This window comes from Emticicia fluvialis, assembly GCF_024793945.1.
Taxonomy (GTDB): domain Bacteria; phylum Bacteroidota; class Bacteroidia; order Cytophagales; family Spirosomataceae; genus Emticicia; species Emticicia fluvialis.
Genome location: NZ_JANUSD010000019.1, coordinates 52,387 through 69,232 on the forward strand (window position 1 = coordinate 52,387; position 16,846 = coordinate 69,232).

At 39.7% G+C, this 16,846-nt stretch carries 19 protein-coding genes; 12 read left to right on the forward strand and 7 right to left on the reverse strand.

Features of this window, described 5'->3' with window-relative positions; genetic code table 11:
* Window positions 1-64: 64 nt before the first annotated feature.
* A complete protein-coding gene (locus tag NZ848_RS19150; protein ID WP_259016876.1) occupies window positions 65-547 on the forward strand; it encodes a DUF456 domain-containing protein in 483 nt (160 codons plus the stop codon).
* A gap of 6 nt (window positions 548-553) precedes the next feature.
* On the opposite strand, the gene NZ848_RS19155 is transcribed toward NZ848_RS19150, so the two are convergent.
* Window positions 554-1,078 carry a GNAT family N-acetyltransferase gene (locus NZ848_RS19155; protein WP_259016877.1) on the reverse strand — a complete coding sequence of 175 codons (525 nt, stop codon included), beginning with the start codon at window positions 1,076-1,078 and terminating at the stop codon, window positions 554-556.
* Window positions 1,079-1,436: 358 nt separating this feature from the next.
* Between NZ848_RS19155 and NZ848_RS19160 the strand changes: the two genes are divergently transcribed.
* The 4 genes from NZ848_RS19160 to NZ848_RS19175 all read left to right on the forward strand — a co-directional run bounded on the left by NZ848_RS19160 (window position 1,437) and on the right by NZ848_RS19175 (window position 4,799).
* Window positions 1,437-2,153, forward strand: coding sequence for an OmpA family protein (locus NZ848_RS19160; protein ID WP_253532072.1), 717 nt, complete (start codon window positions 1,437-1,439; stop codon window positions 2,151-2,153).
* Window positions 2,154-2,276: 123 nt separating this feature from the next.
* A complete protein-coding gene (locus NZ848_RS19165; RefSeq protein ID WP_259016878.1) occupies window positions 2,277-3,464 on the forward strand; it encodes an AI-2E family transporter in 1,188 nt (395 codons plus the stop codon).
* Between the two features lie 164 nt (window positions 3,465-3,628).
* Window positions 3,629-4,285 carry a porin family protein gene (locus NZ848_RS19170; protein ID WP_259016879.1) on the forward strand — a complete coding sequence of 219 codons (657 nt, stop codon included), beginning with the start codon at window positions 3,629-3,631 and terminating at the stop codon, window positions 4,283-4,285.
* A gap of 58 nt (window positions 4,286-4,343) precedes the next feature.
* A complete protein-coding gene (locus NZ848_RS19175; RefSeq protein WP_253532057.1) occupies window positions 4,344-4,799 on the forward strand; it encodes a hypothetical protein in 456 nt (151 codons plus the stop codon).
* Window positions 4,800-5,155: 356 nt separating this feature from the next.
* Here NZ848_RS19175 and NZ848_RS19180 read toward each other — a convergent pair whose 3' ends face one another.
* Both NZ848_RS19180 and NZ848_RS19185 read right to left on the reverse strand, forming a co-directional pair.
* Window positions 5,156-5,410, reverse strand: a complete 255-nt coding sequence (locus NZ848_RS19180; RefSeq protein ID WP_101728564.1) for a GlsB/YeaQ/YmgE family stress response membrane protein — start codon at window positions 5,408-5,410, stop codon at window positions 5,156-5,158.
* A 129-nt stretch (window positions 5,411-5,539) separates the two neighbouring features.
* Window positions 5,540-5,902, reverse strand: a complete 363-nt coding sequence (locus NZ848_RS19185; RefSeq protein ID WP_253532053.1) for a response regulator — start codon at window positions 5,900-5,902, stop codon at window positions 5,540-5,542.
* A gap of 229 nt (window positions 5,903-6,131) precedes the next feature.
* On the opposite strand from NZ848_RS19185, the gene NZ848_RS19190 reads away from it, so the two are divergent.
* The 3 genes from NZ848_RS19190 (at window position 6,132) to NZ848_RS19200 (ending at window position 7,393) form a co-directional block, all read left to right on the forward strand.
* Complete coding sequence (locus NZ848_RS19190; protein WP_253532051.1) at window positions 6,132-6,440, forward strand: YtxH domain-containing protein; 309 nt, start codon at window positions 6,132-6,134, stop codon at window positions 6,438-6,440.
* Window positions 6,441-6,519: 79 nt separating this feature from the next.
* A complete protein-coding gene (locus NZ848_RS19195) occupies window positions 6,520-6,876 on the forward strand; it encodes a phage holin family protein (protein WP_259016880.1) in 357 nt (118 codons plus the stop codon).
* Window positions 6,866-7,393, forward strand: a complete 528-nt coding sequence (locus tag NZ848_RS19200; protein WP_253532047.1) for a hypothetical protein — start codon at window positions 6,866-6,868, stop codon at window positions 7,391-7,393. Before NZ848_RS19195 ends, NZ848_RS19200 begins: the two co-directional genes overlap by 11 nt.
* On the opposite strand, the gene NZ848_RS19205 is transcribed toward NZ848_RS19200, so the two are convergent.
* Window positions 7,380-7,796, reverse strand: a complete 417-nt coding sequence (locus tag NZ848_RS19205; RefSeq protein ID WP_101728568.1) for a response regulator — start codon at window positions 7,794-7,796, stop codon at window positions 7,380-7,382. The two genes, NZ848_RS19200 and NZ848_RS19205, sit on opposite strands and share 14 nt — an antisense overlap.
* A 20-nt stretch (window positions 7,797-7,816) precedes the next feature.
* On the reverse strand, window positions 7,817-9,205 hold the full coding sequence (locus NZ848_RS19210; RefSeq protein ID WP_259016881.1) for a sensor histidine kinase: 1,389 nt from the start codon (window positions 9,203-9,205) through the stop codon (window positions 7,817-7,819).
* Between the two features lie 241 nt (window positions 9,206-9,446).
* On the opposite strand from NZ848_RS19210, the gene rpoN reads away from it, so the two are divergent.
* From rpoN to NZ848_RS19230, 4 genes are all read left to right on the forward strand, one after another.
* The gene (gene rpoN / locus NZ848_RS19215) at window positions 9,447-10,874 is read left to right on the forward strand and encodes an RNA polymerase factor sigma-54 (RefSeq protein ID WP_259016882.1); all 1,428 of its coding nucleotides are present in this window, start codon (window positions 9,447-9,449) and stop codon (window positions 10,872-10,874) included.
* 42 nt (window positions 10,875-10,916) lie between these two features.
* Window positions 10,917-12,353 (forward strand): sigma-54-dependent transcriptional regulator, encoded by a 1,437-nt coding sequence (locus NZ848_RS19220; RefSeq protein WP_253532042.1) that lies wholly within the window; start codon window positions 10,917-10,919, stop codon window positions 12,351-12,353.
* A gap of 67 nt (window positions 12,354-12,420) precedes the next feature.
* Window positions 12,421-12,885 (forward strand): response regulator, encoded by a 465-nt coding sequence (locus tag NZ848_RS19225; protein ID WP_101728572.1) that lies wholly within the window; start codon window positions 12,421-12,423, stop codon window positions 12,883-12,885.
* On the forward strand, window positions 12,882-14,321 hold the full coding sequence (locus tag NZ848_RS19230; RefSeq protein ID WP_259016883.1) for a hybrid sensor histidine kinase/response regulator: 1,440 nt from the start codon (window positions 12,882-12,884) through the stop codon (window positions 14,319-14,321). Before NZ848_RS19225 ends, NZ848_RS19230 begins: the two co-directional genes overlap by 4 nt.
* Before the next feature lie 51 nt (window positions 14,322-14,372).
* Here NZ848_RS19230 and NZ848_RS19235 read toward each other — a convergent pair whose 3' ends face one another.
* Both NZ848_RS19235 and NZ848_RS19240 read right to left on the reverse strand, forming a co-directional pair.
* Complete coding sequence (locus NZ848_RS19235; RefSeq protein WP_259016884.1) at window positions 14,373-15,197, reverse strand: hypothetical protein; 825 nt, start codon at window positions 15,195-15,197, stop codon at window positions 14,373-14,375.
* On the reverse strand, window positions 15,187-16,119 hold the full coding sequence (locus NZ848_RS19240; protein ID WP_253532037.1) for a YihY/virulence factor BrkB family protein: 933 nt from the start codon (window positions 16,117-16,119) through the stop codon (window positions 15,187-15,189). The genes NZ848_RS19235 and NZ848_RS19240 overlap by 11 nt, the downstream gene beginning before the upstream one ends.
* Window positions 16,120-16,846: the final 727 nt, after the last annotated feature.

Genomic DNA, 16,846 nt, shown 5'->3' on the forward strand with positions numbered 1-16,846 from the left:
TTAAAAAATGAGGCGCCAACACAAAAAGCAATACATTTGTTTGTTCACATAAGCCTCTGAAAACATGGACATTGTACTATTAATTATTGCCATTGTCTGCCTGCTGATTGGCCTTGCGGGGGCCGTTTTACCATTGCCCGGCCCACCGCTCAGCTTTGCAGGCATTGTTGCTTTGCATTTTACCAGATTTGCCCAATTCAGCGAAAACCTGCTCTGGACCCTGGGCTTGCTCACGCTTGTAGTAACAGTGCTCGATTACTACGTGCCCGTTTGGGGCACCAAAAAATTCGGTGGCTCAAGGTATGGGTCCTGGGGTAGTATGCTTGGCATGCTCATTGGTTTATTCTTTGGCCCCTTTGGCATCTTTATCGGTGCATTTGTTGGCGCATTGGTTGGCGAACTCCTTGCGGGTTCAACTTCTGAACAAGCCACCAAAGCTGCTATCGGGTCTTTTATAGGTTTCCTGGTGGGGATAGTTATGAAAGTGGCCCTTTGCCTGGTTATGATATGGTATGCCGGCAAAGACCTATGGTTTTATTTTAGTTAGGCCTGCTCAGGTATTTCGTTTCAGCTCCCACCTTAGCAGTTCATTCTCTGCCCTTACCGATTGAAACCCTGCTTTTTGCAAAACTCTTTGCGAATCAAACAAGTCGACAGGCGTATGTGCTACAATTGTATGCAGCTTGGGATGCATAAAAGCCCAATGGCTGATACACACCAGGGCTTCGGTAGCATAGCCTTTCCCTCTGTATTGTTGGCCTATTCCATAGCCCACCTCAGACTCCCGATTTTCATTAGGTAATCCGGTAAGACCAATGCCTCCAATTCCCACATTTTCTTCTTTCAGCACCATAAGCCAGTTGGTAAACCACTGGTAATGCTGTGGGTTTTTCTCAACTGAGGGTATCCAGAAGTTTTGCAGGGCATCGTCAAACTCGTTCAGGAATAACGGCTCCATATCAATGCTTACTGAAGCAAGGCCCAGTTCTACCGCCAGTGCGCCTGATTGCTGATATATACTTAAATGATGTAAATTTAAAGGGATGAGCTTTAAACGCTCAGATTGGATATAAAACATGATTGATAGTCTTTATTTGGATAAAACAAAAGATTAGAACAAGTGAGAACTTGTCTTAAATTGTGCCGGTATATTGGTATTAAGCAATATCAGGCAGCAGACTATCGAGGAGTGAAGTATTAAATTTCAGAGGCAATAAATTACGCCTTAAAGGTATGTAAAAAAATTTAAAAAATAACCTAAACCTTAGTTGTAGCATATTTTACACAGTTCAATACAGAAAATTGTCGCCCCATAAACATTTAAATCGCACTAAACCCACACTTAACCCGCTGCCTATCAGCCCTTTGTATTGCCACCACATAAATCTGGCACATTTCTTTAACAGACATTGAAGATTCATAAAATTCTAAATGTCATGAACCACACTAAATCCGTTTTTCAGAGAGGCCTTGCAGTATCGCTCTGTGGAGCCATACTATTGAGTTCTACTATCTCATGTAATTCATTCAAGAAATTAACAAACGAACAAAAGGGCGCTATTATAGGCATAGGTACAGGTGCTGCCGCCGGTGCGGCTATTGGCAGCAAGAGTAAAAACCCGGCTGTTTATGCCATTATTGGTTCGGCGGTTGGCGGTGCCGCCGGGGTATTCATTGGCCGTTATATGGACAAACAGGCTGCTAAAATGAAAAAAGACCTGGAAGGTGTGGCAGAAGTTGAGCGTGTAGGCGAGGGTATTAAACTTACCATGAAGTCGGGTATATTGTTCGGCTTTGACTCTTACACATTAACACAGGTGTCAAAAGATAACCTCATAAAACTTTCGGAAACACTGAAGGAGTACGGCGATACCAATATTCTGGTTGGCGGCCATACTGACAACGTGGGCGCTGAAGACTACAACATGAAGCTATCAGAAAAACGCGCCAATGCAGTTGCCGGTTTTTTAAGTAACAATGGTGTGAAACGCACCAGGATGTCGGTAATTGGATATGGGGAATCTACTCCCTTGGTTGATAATACCACAGAAAGCGGCCGTGACAAAAACCGCAGGGTAGAACTGGCCATTGTAGCTGACGAAAGCCTTAAAAAAGATGCCAGAAATGGCACTGGCGACATAGCCAAACAATAATAAGCGATTAACTAAAAAGCAGGATTCAAATAAAAGTTTGAATCCTGCTTTTTGTTTTGCTGCTTTAAAAACCAGTTGGCATAAGTTTTTGTTTAATTTAGCAAACTATAAAACTTTGTTTTCATGCCTCCACAACGTTTACCATTTAACTTGAAACTACCGCTTGCACTACTTTCAATTACCATCATTGTGTATTGGTTAAGTGTGCTGGAAGCCGTATTGGTGCCATTTATTATATCCATCATTCTGTCTATACTACTCTTCCCGGTCTGTGACTGGCTCGAAAAGCGGAAAGTAAACCGTGTGCTTGCCATTACAATTACCCTGGTTTTATTTGTGGTGCTTATAGCGACTATCGTTTATCTGGCCTCTACACAGGTACGCGGTTTCTCAAAGATGATTCCACAGCTGATATCAAAAGTTGAACTGGCATATAAGAATCTGCTAAGCTGGACATCGAAAAAATTTGCTTTGTCGATGGAAACGCAGGTTGACCAACTTAACAATTATACCGACCAGATTATTAATCAGGGTGGTGCAGTGGTGGGTACCGCGCTTTCTACTACATCAAACATGATCGGCAACATGTCTATCATGCCGGTGTATATGTTTTTTCTATTGCTTTACCGCGATTTCTTCAAAGAGTTTTTCTTTAAGGTGTTTAAGTCTACCAACAAAGACAGGGTAAACGAGATTCTGGTTAAAATTTATGATGTCATTCATAGTTATTTATCTGGTGTTATTATTGTAACCATTATTGTTGGCACGCTCAATACCATCAGCTTGCTTCTGCTGGGTATTGAAGGCGCCATCTTTTTTGGTTTCCTGGCGGCAATCTTGCTAATTATTCCTTATATCGGTATTCTCATTGGCTCGCTCCTTCCTATTGTTGTTGCACTGGTAACAAAAGACTCACCCATGTATGCAGTGGGTGTAGCAGCCTCTTTCTTTGCCGTGCAAATGCTTGAAGGCAACTTTATTACCCCCAATATTGTAGGTTCTAAAATCAGCATCAACCCACTGGCGGCTATTCTGGGCTTGCTGATGGGCGCCAGCCTGTGGGGTATTGCCGGCATGGCCCTGTGCCTACCCATTATTGCTATCATAAAAGTTGTTTTTGACTCGGTTCCTGATTTACACCCTTATGGCTTTTTAATGGGTGAACCCGCCAGCAGTGCTACCAAGATGGAAGAGAAGCGCAATAGAGCCAATAAAATTGAAAAGGAAATTGTTGAGACCATCAGTGAAACCACAGATGGTGTAAAAGCGCTATTCAAGAAAAAAGGTAACAACCAGAAAAAAAGCAAATAAAATTGCCTTAACTCACTTACCGGCTTGCTCAAATTGTAGAGGGTTTTCCCCAGCTGCAAGTACTCGTTTTTCATAAAGTACTTATAATAAGCCTCATACAAAATTGGCATATTAATTTTGACTGGTATAATAACCATTTAACAATTAATAAATTTAAGCACGGTATGAAAAAAATTATTGCATTGGCATTTGTTTCTCTAATAAGTGCATCAGCATTTGCGCAAACCAAGGGTTTCACGGCAGGTTTAAGGCTGGGTACAAATCTATCGCAAGTGAGAGGAAACGACTTATCGATTACATCTGGCAATACTGTTTTTAATTTCAGAAATAACGAAAACAGGGCCTTCGGTTTTACTGGTGGTGTATTTTTAAGATTTGGTAAAACGTTCTTTTTACAACCCGAGATTCTGATTTCTCAGAAAGGCGGCAAGTATGAAATGTTCAACAGCAATAACAACAGCACCACAACTGTCGATTTCAGAATGACAAACCTTGATTTCCCTTTACTTGTAGGTTATAAACTGGGTAATGTGCTAAGAATCAATGCAGGCCCTATTGCCTCTTTTAACATCGGCAACGACGGCAACCTTGGCGAAGCAATTAAAGAAGCAAGCGGAGAAAGTACCGATGAGGTATTCAAGAAAGCGGTATTGGGGTATCAGGCAGGTGTAGGTTTTGATATCGGAAAAATTAACTTTGATGTTCGCTACGAAGGCAATGTAAACGACATTATTGATGTAAAATATAAAGATGCTGCCACGGCCAGCAAATTTGCCGCCAAAGGCAATTTGTTTCAGGCTACTGTGGGTTTCCATTTTTAACCTCCACAGCATAACAGATTCTAATAGTAAAACACATATCTAAATTATATACTGAACAATGAAAACAAAAGTTATGCTGGCTTGTGCCCTTTTTGCTATCGGCACCATAGGCTTTACCTCTTGCTCAAGAGATGAAAAAAGAGAAGTAGCAGATACCGCCCAGGACACCCAGGACAAAGTAGAAGCCGAAGCTGATGAAACAGCTGATGACATTAAAGACGGTGTTAATCAGACTTCTGAAGACATTAAACGTGAGAAAGATGAAATGGCTGCTAAAATTGAAAAGCAGCGATTAGAACTAAAAAAAGAGATTGATGAAGCTGAGGCAAAAGTTAAATCGGCCTCAGAAAAAGAAAAAGACAGATGGAAAGAAAGAAGAGAAAAACTAAAAGAGGAGCTTAACGACCTTGATAATTCTCTTAAGGAAATCAGAAGCGATATGAAGCAAGACTGGAAAGAGTTTAAGAAAAAACTGAACCAGAAAATAGATGATATTCAGAAAGATATTGACTAATAATAGGTGGTTTAGATTAGTAGCAATGGTTAGAAAAGCAGCGGATTTTATCTGCTGCTTTTTTTGTTTGTGGCTTTGTGCCGTTGTAAATCTTACGCAGCCCTGCAATAGTTTTATACAGCGTACATTAAAGATTATGGCTACGTAATACCCCTATTCTATATGTTGTTAACCGGGTGCTTTTAAAACAGCCCCTACCCTATGAACAAAACTGCCGGTAATGGTACCCACCCGAATGGCAATTAAATGCGGATTAATTAGAAAAAAGCCAGTATGAAGATCCCCACGGGAGGACAAAAAAAACGGGAAATGCAGTTGAATGTGCATTTCCCGTTCTGAGTTAAACAAATAGCTGGCTAGGCCCTTCGTATCAGCCCCACAATACCAAGTACTACCAGGGCGCCTATAACAGCTGTAAGAATATGTGCTATTGCACCCGTACCCAATGAGATACCAAGCGCTGCAAATAACCAGCCACCTACCAGTGCGCCTATAATACCTACAATGATGTTGCCAATAAGCCCAAAACCAAAACCTCTTTTGATTTCGCCGGCCAGCCAACCTGCTATGGCTCCAATAATAATTGCATACAATAATCCTTGTCCTTCCATGTTTTTTGTGTTAAAGGGTTTAAAATAAACTGTTTATAAAACAATTCGATTTACTGCTTTTCTGACACCGATATACTGAAAGGTCATAAAAGTTGTGGGATTCAGTAAATCAAAATTTGTGTTTGCTTGTTATAAAGAACTATCAATAGAAGCATAAGACAGGGGTTTTTCAATAAAATTATGAGCCCCCACTTCTAACGCTTTTTCTTTAAGTTTACCAATGGCAGTTATCATAACTATTTTGGTATCAGGCAGTAACTTCTTAAATTCCGACAATTTTTCAATCCCCAGTCCATCAGGCAGGTTATTATCCAGAAAAATCCATTTGGGTTGGGGTGTCAGGCTACTGGCTTTTTCAAACCCATCCTGCAAAGTATGCGCATGAAAAGACTGTATTCCTTTCTTTTTCAAATACATCTTTATCAATAAGCAGGTATCTATTTCGTCATCTACTATCAGGGCAGACAAACCATTTTCTTCTTCGCTTTTCATCTTTGCATAATTAACTTCTTTCTTGACTATTATAGAATAAAAAACTGTGCCAGCCCTATTTTTATTCATTCGGCAGGGGGGTAGTATTATACCCTCATAATGAGCAAAAAGTTCTACAAAATGGGTTGCGCCCTCATTTTATTGCACAAGATATGCTCTTTTAGCATAATGGAATAGGATTTTTACCTGTATATGCATCTTAATAAAAAACTTTTAAACATTAACTATTATGAAAAGTACTTCAAAAATCCTTTTGGGAGTTATCACGGCTGCAGCAGCCGGTGCAGTTATAGGAATGATGTTTGCCCCAGACAAAGGTGAGGAAATCCGCTCTAAAGTCAGAAAAACTGCTAACGAATTAGCCGACGAATTACTGAATGCGATTCGTCGTGGTAAAAACCAATACGAAGACACAAAAGACGAGCTACGCAATAAAGCATACGACCTGAAAGGTAAAGCGCAGCAAAAATTTGATGATTTGGCCTCTGACGCCGAAGATCAATATAACTCTACAAAAAAGAAGCTTCAAATGGGCTAAGCTCTTAAAAATAGCGTAAGTCGAGTCGGTGAGCCAGGTATTATGCTGGCTCACTATTTCAATTAAACAATCTGATGACATGGAAATATACAATGACATTAAAGAAAAAACAGAGGATGTCTTTGATGATTTATCCAATCATCTGGAAGCCCGATGGAATCTGGGAGTTCTGAATACTGTTGAAAAAGTTGCCGATGGCATATCAACTGCCGCCTCTGCAATTGTACTGGGTGTTACAGCAACTTTTGCACTTTTTTTTATAAGCCTGGGAGTAGCCTGGTTAATTGGCCAGAGCTTAAACAACCTGGCATTTGGATTATTTATTGTAGCCGGTGTTTATGTAATTGCCGGAATTATAATTTATCTGCAACGCGACAACCTGATTAAAATTCCAGTCATTAACTCTATCATTCAGAAATTCTACTATGAAGACTAACATCAGAAATTTGAATGACCTGCGAGCCGAAAGAGCACGGCTCAAAAATGAGATTCAGCTTTCTCAATCAAAAATAAGAAGCAATTTTAATGCTATTAAAGAAGACCTAAGCCCTGCCCGCCATGCAGTGCGTTTTATGGGAGACTTTCTGACCAACCGGAATAATGGTTTGTTGAATGTAGGCGTAGGCCTGGGTGTAGACACCATTGTGCGCCATGGCATTCTAAGGAGCTCGCCCTGGCCCATTAAACTTCTGGTACCTTTCTTTTTGAAGAACTATGCAAGCAACATGATACTCAAAAATAAAGATGCTATTATGGACAAAGGCCTGAACTGGGTAAAAAATGCAACTGACACCAAACCTGAGTTGGCAGAGCTTAACGGCGGCGCTTATATAGGAAACTACAAACCATCATTAATTGAAAAAGCATTAATGTGGGTAAAAGATAAAACCGCCGACAAACCTGCAACCCCGCCAACGGCCACGCAAAGCAGGTTACCTGTTAATGCTTTGTAGGTATTGATGCTATGTTAAACCAGAACTTGTTTAGTTCGCCAATCATTTTCATGAGGCCTTCAAATGTTGAAGGCTTTGTTATAAAACAGTTAGCACCCAGAAAATAGCAATTTTTGATATCTTCGGGTGAGTTTGAGGTAGTTAATATTAAAATAGGAATACTTCTGAATTTAGGATTCTCCTTAATCTCTTTTAGCGCCTCTCTTCCATCTTTTTTGGGCATATTCAAATCCAGAAGAATGATGCTTGGCAACTTCTTGGCTTTATGTAAAAAATCTACTAACTCCTGCCCGTTATCAACAAAAGATAATGGTGCCTCTATTCCGCTTTCTTCAAATGCAGATTTCAGTAAAAATTTGTCATCTTCATCGTCGTCCGCAATGAGGATTGATAATATGCTCATTCCTATATCCGAATTATTATTTATTTTGTTGGGAAATATAAAATAAAAGTGGCGCCTTCATCCGGTTGGCTTTCGGCAAAAATAAAGCCGTTATGATTACTCATAATACGTCTGCAAATAGCCAGACCAACGCCTGTACCTTCGTAATGATTACGCCCGTGTAAGCGTTGAAAAATAACAAAAATCTTTTCGGCATACTCTGCCTCAAAGCCAATCCCGTTATCTTTAACAACTATTTTGTGGTAATCAAATTCTTTTCTCAGGTCCTCAATTCCTGGTATTTCAGCTCCTTTGGCAATGGTGTAGTCTATCTCAATAACAGGTAATCTGTTTTCACTGGTAAATTTTAGCGCATTACTGATAAGGTTGAGAAACAACTGATTAATCTGGAAAGAAACACCCCAAATATACGGCAATTTTTTGGTAATTATGTCTGCTTTTTTTTCTTCAATTTTTACAGATAAATCGTTAAGAACCTTATCAAGAGTTTCCTGCAGATTAACATTCTGAAAATTGGCCTCCTTGCGGTTAACCAGCCTTGAGAAATCAAGTAAATCGTTTATCAGGTTCTGCATGCGTTCGGCGGCAGTAGTAATTTTCTCAAGGGTCTCTTTGCCATCTTCATTCAGAGCGTCGGCATGCTTTCTCACAAGCCTGTCGCTAAACGACCTTATCTTTCGGAGTGGCTCCTGCAAATCATGAGACGACACATAGGCAAACTGCTCCAGATCGGCGTTAGAGCGGTTCAGCTCGTCAATCTTGTTTTCAAGCTTATGCTGAAACTTAAGCCTGCGCCGCAATTCTACAAAAATCAGAAAAAAACAAACAATCAAAAGTGAGAATGAAAATACAGAAAGCATTATCAGTATGGAGGAGGTTTGTTGGTCGTTAACACTTTTCTGGTCTCTTCTTTTGTACAGTAAATTCCGCTCTGTTTCCTGAAACTTGTTTATAATAGTTCTAATTTCATCCATCTCCTGCTTACCAAGTAAAAATGTCGACTTATCGATTGGCTTATTATTTTCAACTTGCAAAATATTAAGTTTCAGCAGACGTATACGCTCGGAAATAATACCCGACAGAGTATCTACCCTTTGTAGTTGTTCAGGGTTTTTTCTAACAGCGTTTTTTAATGTATGATAGATTCCATTTATCTGGTTTTCGGCTTTATAATAAGGTTCCAGAAAAATGCGCTCATGCGTAAGAATATAACCTCTTTGCCCGGTTTCGTAGTCTTTCAGAACTGATATCAGTTCTTCACTTTTGCGAAGCACCTCATGAGTGTCTTCTACGGCAATGGCATAGTTGGTTGACTCTTTGATTTTTTTATATGAAAGCCAGCTGAGCGTAGCCAGCAATATAACACAGACAATAAAAGATGAAAGAATTAACCGTAGACTTTTTTTCATAACAGAGGGTTGGTATCAATTTAGGGCGTTTAAATTAAAATGTGGAATATTATACTCACATTGTGGAATATTTTTCTTTTGCCATAAAACAAAAAAACAATACAAGAATTTTCTTTAAAAAAGTCCAATCTTTTAAATTGCTGATAATCAAAATTTTACAATAACTTTTTTCGTTTTTTTTTCTTGCTGATACTTGTGGGCTATAAATTGATATATATACGCTTATAAAAAACCTTATGCCATGCTAAATCTCAGCCAGACCCAGAAACAAACTTTAAGAATTTCTCCGTCGCAGATACAACTATTAAACTTTTTGCAACTCTCAACCATAGAGCTGGAAGAACACATTAAAACAGAACTGGAAGAAAACCCCATGCTTGAAGAAGCCACAGTGGGCGAAGATACAGACGCAGATGATTTTGACCGTGACGATAAGGACGCACTTTCTGCTAGTTCGGCCGATTATCTCGACTGGGATGAATACGACGATGATACCCCCAACTATAAAACGCAGCTGAATAACTACAGCAGCGATGACGACTTCTACTCGGCGCCTATAATACAGCAAACATCGTGGAGAGACGACCTGAAAGAACAATTGCACGTACTTGCCCTGAACGAACGCCAACAATTATTAGGCGATTTTATAATTGATTCTCTTGATGAACACGGCTTTCTGAAATATGATGCTGAAGCACTGGCCGATGACGTATCGTTTACCAATAATATATTTGTAGACGTACCCGACGTAGAAGAAGTAATAGCTATTATACGTAATCTTGAGCCTATCGGAATTGGCACATCAAACCTGCAGGAGTGCCTGTTGATACAACTTGACAAAAAAAGAGAGGAAGGGCAGGATGTTGACCTGGCGTATGATGTTGTGCAGAACAACCTGGACGACCTGGCCGTGCGTAATTATGAGAAAATTATGCGTTCGAGAGAAATATGTTCAGAAAAACTCAAAAATGCTATAAATCTTATCACCTCTCTGCACGCAAAGCCTATTTCAGAAGAAAACACAAGTTCAATTCTTATAAAAGATAACATTATACCAGATTATCTGGTTTTTTATGAAGACAACAAGATTGAGGTGTCACTGAACAGCAATCAGATACCGCCGTTACGGGTCAATAATTCTTTTAATGATTTAATACAAGGCACGCCCGATAAGGCAGCCGCAAACTATATCCACACAAAGGTTTCTGCAGCTAACTGGTTAATTGATGCTATACAGCAAAGAGAAACCACCATGCTGAAAACAATGAAAACCCTGATAAAAATTCAGGAAGAGTTTTTTAAAACCGGACATATGCAGAAATTAAAACCCATGACCCTGAAAGATGTGGCAGAAATAATAAAAATGGACATCTCGACGGTATCAAGAGTAACCAGCGGAAAATATGCACAGACACCCTTTGGAACCATACATCTGAAAGACCTGTTTTCGGGAGGTATCTTTACAGATTCAGGAATTGAGGTATCGAATCGCGAGATTCAACAGACACTGGCGGGTTTGATTTCTGAAGAAGACAAAAGCGCACCGCTGAATGATTTTCAGCTGGCCGATATGCTGGCTCAGAAAGGGTATCCGATTGCACGGCGTACAGTAGCAAAGTACCGAGACCATCTGGGTATTCAATCGGCCCAACTCAGACGTGTCTTATAATTTCCAGTTTTCAAAATCTTTAAAATTCAACCATTATACTATATGCAACGTATCCTTGTTATTGATGATGATACCGATATTTGTCTTTTACTACGCCGCTTTTTAAGCAAAAACGGGTATGATGTGGCTATTGCCCAAAACGGACAAACAGGCCTCAGTTTGCTGGAAGAGTTTACACCAGACCTGGTAATGACTGATTTTCGGCTGGGCGACTTAGATGGCGGCCAGATTCTCCGTAAAATAAAAGAGCGTTTCCCTGAGGTGCCGGTACTGATTATTACAGGCTATTCAGACATCAAAATTGCTATAGATGTAATGAAACTGGGCGCTTTTGATTACATCACCAAGCCTCTTTTCCCTGACGAAATCCTTTTGACAATTAAAAAAGCCTTAGGACAGGAAAAATCCTCTGGCCAGATGCAGTCTGCTATTGAAAAAGACGCAAGTACGGGCGTTAATAAATCGGCACATAAAACCTCCAGAAGCAAATCTGATAACAGCTACATTTTCGGAAACGGGCCTGAATCAAAAAACCTTTACAGACAAATAGACCTGGTAGCGCCAACCAATTATAGTGTTATAATATATGGCGAAAGTGGCTCAGGGAAAGAATCAGTAGCACAGGAAATACATAAAAGAAGTAAAAGAGCTAATGGCCCTTTTGTTGCCATGGACTGCGGAGCGATATCAAAAGAGCTGGCAGCAAGCGAAATGTTTGGCCATGAGAAAGGCTCATTTACCGGTGCTTTGAATCAGAAAATAGGGCATTTTGAAATGGCCAACGGTGGTACGCTTTTTCTTGACGAAGTAGCCAACCTGCCATACGATGTGCAGGTTGCTTTGTTACGGGTAGTACAGGAACGTAAATTGCGCCGCATTGGGGGTAACAAAGAGATTTCGGTAGATGTAAGAATATTGGTGGCGTCGAACGAACGATTAATGGAAGCCTGCCGCAAGGGGAAATTCAGAGAAGACCTATACCACCGGTTTAATGAATTCAGCCTTGATGTTCCGCCTTTGAGAGACCGCAAGGCTGATATCATGGAGTTTGCCCGGTTTTTTCTGGATAACACAAATGATGAACTCGGCAAAGACGTAAAAGGCTTTGAAGAAGACGTAAAAACCGCTTTTTTGAGTTATCCGTGGTATGGAAATCTGCGCGAGATGCGCAATGTAGTAAAAAGAGCCACACTGTTGTCAGACGGCGACTATATTGAATCTAAATCTTTGCCTTTTGAGATTATCAACTATTCAAGGCTTTTGTTCTCAGACCCTATTCAAACGGTGGTGGCAGAAGAGATTGCCCCCAAACAGGAAGACCCCGTTAAGCCGAATCTGAAGTCGGCTGCCCTGGACGCTGAATATGAAATGATACTGCAGGTACTTAAACAAGTAAACTACAACAAAAGTAAGGCAGCCCAGGTATTGAGCATTGACCGCAAAACGCTCTATAATAAAATGAAGAGCTATAATTTATAAATTTCATTAACCTGAGTACAGTTTTAAATAACCATTATAAAACCTTAACTCTCTAAATACCACAATAATGATTCAATTTCAAAAAGACAAAAGCAGTATTATGATTTTGATGGCTGATGATGACCCGGACGACAGAGCGATGACAAAAGAGGCTCTGGAAGAGAATTTTTTATTAAATGAGTTAAGATTTGTAGAGGATGGTGCCGAATTGATGGATTACCTGCGACGCAACGGTAAATATAGCAACCCAGACAGCTCGCCAAGACCCGGAGTAATTTTGCTAGACCTTAATATGCCTAAAAAAGATGGCAGAGAGTGTTTAAGAGAAATAAAATCAGACGATGACCTGAAGAGCATCCCTGTTATTGTACTTACCACCTCAAAGGCTGAAGAAGATATTCTGAGAACCTACGACCTGGGCGTAAACAGTTTTGTAACCAAGCCCGTAACATTTGTTGAATTGGTAGAAGTAATGAAAAACCTGGGCAACTACTGGTTTGATATAGTTCAATTACCCAAACTTAACGCATGAAAGAACTCGACACAATCAGGGTTTTAATCGTTGATGATGATGAGGATGATTTCTTCCTGACAAGCGACTACATCAATGACATACAAGGCAAAAAGTTTACTATAGATTGGGCGAAAAATTTTGACAATGCCGTTGAAAAAATCATAACTGCAGCGTATGACATTTGTTTTTTCGACTTCCTGTTAGGTGCCAAAACTGGTTTGGACCTCTTAAAGAGAGCCATACAGGAAGGGTGTCAGAGTCCGATAATCTTACTCACCGGTAAAGGCGACCAGAGAATTGATATGGAAGCCATGAAACTGGGTGCGGTGGATTATCTGATAAAAAACGAACTGGACCCCGAAAAACTTGAACGATGCATCAGATACTCTCTTGAACGTGCCGATACCTTAAAAACACTACGCGAAAGCGAGCAGCAGTATCGAACCATTTTTAATCATGTAAGGCAGGGTATAATTGTTACCCAGCCGGAAAGCGGCCGGTTTATTTATTATAATCCGGCCACACTTGAAATGCTTGGCTATGCCGCCGACGAGCTGAGCCAGATGAGCACCGCCACCATTTTTGAAAAGCCGGAAGTTTGGGAGCAGTTTAATGAAAAACTGGAAGAAAACGGCAACCTTGACAAATTTGAGGCCATTTTCTTAACCAAAAAAGGAGAAAAGAAAATATGCCTGATTGATGCCCAAAAACAAAAAAACAGCGAAGGCAAAGAATCTTTTCTGAGCATTATACATGATGTAACTGCACAACGAAAAGCCGAACGTGAAGCCATGATGCACGAAAAAATGGCTGCTACCGGGCGTTTGGTGCGTACCCTGGCACATGAAGTACGTAATCCGTTAACAAACATCCACCTTTCTGTTGAGCAACTTGAAAGCGAATTTGATGATGAAGATGCAAAGCTTTTTCTGGGGATTATCAGACGCAACAGCCAACGCATCAGCGACCTCATAACAGAACTGCTGAATAACTCCAAGCCATCTGAACTGGCGTTTTCTAAAATATCTGTTCATGAAATTCTGGACGAGACACTAGAGCAGGCCATAGATCGCATCAATCTGAAAAACATAACCCTTGAAAAACAATATGGGAGCGATGTGCTGCTGAATCTGGACAGAAACAAGATAAAAATTGCATTTCTGAACATCATAATCAATGCCGTAGAAGCCATGGAAGAAGGCAATGGCGTTTTGATTATTAAAAGTACTATAGATAATGACCTCTGCTATATCTCTATTAAAGACAATGGCACAGGTATAAGCCCCGAAAACATGAGCCGTTTATTTGAGCCCTACTTTACGGCAAAAAATAATGGCATAGGTCTGGGTCTTGCGGCCACCTTAAATATTATCCAGTCTCATAAAGCAACAGTAGAGGTAAACTCTGAACTTGGCAAAGGAACCGAATTTATTATTACGTTTTTACTAAAATAAAATAGCCATCGGCTCACCGATGGCTATTTTGTTATTTTACTTTCTGCTTATTTAATCATCATTAGAGCCTGCCTTCCATAAATAGCCATTTGTAAGCTCAATAAAAATGGCTATACCTACAATAGCTATGCCTATCCACGCACACAGTTCTATGTATTTATGATAAATAACGTTATTTCTGCGCTGAGTAATGATTCCGCCTAGCGCCCAAATGACCGACAACCCAATATAAATACTGCTAAATCTGAAAATGGCTACTATACTTATTATTGCCCCTACTAATATCATAATAAAAGCCCACGACTCTTCACTTAAACCGAAGCCCTCCCATCCATAGCTAACCAGTAGCGCCGTAACATTGGCAATGGTGGCTATGCAAATCCAGCCAAGGTAAAGACCAAACGGGGCTTTCAGAAAAAACTTCTCAGTTTTTGATAGCCAGGGGTCAAGGGCTACCAGATAACTGTTTAACACAATAAGCAGCAATAGCAGCAATAGCATGAGTATCACACTTAGTAGTATAAGGCCATAATGCCAGGCTACAATCCAGGTCATGTTAATGACACAGGTAAAAATAAACACCACATTAATGTTTTGTACTGAAGAGCGGGTGTTTTTGTTTTGCTTTAAACCGGGCGAACCGGTAAGCTGAAAAATCAAAAAAACAAGAATAGATAGATAAATTACACCCCAGATTGAGAATGTGTACGGAGCAGGGACAAACAAATTTGGATACTGCGCCGAAACCTGGCCTGTATTTTTGCCGTTAATGGGCAGGTAATTTGCCAGAAAATTGATAAATACCATTGCCAGATAAAACAGAAAACCAAGTATTAGAATTGAATTGTTTTTAATTGCACTCCTTTTAATTTCCATTGCCAGTTAATTTAATTTCGATTTCCTTTTTTTCCAAAAGCACAGCGTTTTTGTCAGGTTGTATGGGAGTTCCATAATGGCGGGTATAAACTTTGGTAAACTCGGCCCCTAAAAAAAGTATAGTAGACGAGTAATAGACCCAAAGCAAGATTATTACTACAGAACCAGCCGCACCGAATGTGGTAAGAACAGCTGACTGACCCAGGTAATAACCAATTAAAAACTTACCCACCATAAAAAATACAGCAGTTACCCCAGCTCCAAAAAAGGCATCTTTCCAAGCTATTTTCCCATCAGGCAAAACTTTAAAAATAATGGCAAACAGAAGGGTGATAACGGAAAAGACTATCAGCAGATTAATGACGAAAAAAAAATAGACAGTTACATCTTCAAATAGCAATTGCAGGCGTTGGTTAAAGATATCAAGCAGGGTATTAACCAACAATGATACAATTAACAAAAAACCAAGTGACAAAATTAATGAAAATGATAATAACCTGTTAAATAAATATTTCAGAATACCAGATTTTGGCTTAGCCTTAAGCGACCATATAAAATTGATTGAATCCTGAATTTCAGCAAAAACACCCGTGGCACCCAAAAGCAGGGTTATTGTACCTATAATTGCCGCCATGCCCGACTTTCTGGAAAGGCTTGCATTTTTTATTAACTCCTGCACCTGCGTAGCCGCATCTTTACCTATAAGCCAGTTTATTTGTCCGTAAACTTCACCCTGTATGGCTTCACGACCATAAAAAATGCCGGCCACAGAAATAATAACCACAAGCATAGGAGCCAGAGAAAAAATGGTGTAGTAAGATAAAGAAGCACTCAATTTGGTTGCATTATCTGAGCTGAATTCATTAAATACTTCTTTGGCAAATGAAATATAGTTTTTCAGCTTTGTTTTCACTGATGTCATAAAGTGGCTAGATTTCCGTCAGATTTTTACTTTCCGTATTACACGTTGTTATTGATATGTTTACATTCATAAATAATTTGTACCATACCACCATTGTGCCACAACCCCATTGATTGGGGCGTATTTTCTACACTTAATTTCCCAAAACACCACACTTTCTACAATTTTTGACTAAAAACCCGTCTTACCTGCATTTACTAATTATTGGAATAACATTTTTAACCTATCTGGTGTAAGTTTCATTAAATTATTGAAATTATGACACCCATCATCTTCATAATAGGAATAATGACCATGTTAAGTATGGCGGTTGTTTTGTTAAAGATTGTTAGCAACAATCAACAAAACTGGGACGGCAGAACGAGAAGTTCTCAATCTCATGAATTCAATAATTTTATGAAACGAACAAAACTTTACTCTTCTAAAATGAAGAGAACGCACATTGCGTAAGCCAATAATATAGCCATGAAAACCCTCATAAGGTTTACTTGATAGAATAACTAACAGAAGAAAAATATGTTTTGAAGCGCTGTTTGTCTGATTGCACGGATGCAATTAAAAACAGATTTGCCAGGAAACATGAAAGATAATAACGAAGTACGCTTAGAATGCAGTTTCAGCAGTTTTTCTAACGGGATTTCACTGAGCAGTTTAAAGAAGCTCAACAAGAGTTTAGGGTAGTGTTTAGGTTAAAAAGGTGGTACAAAAGGGGCAATTTTTGCCCCTT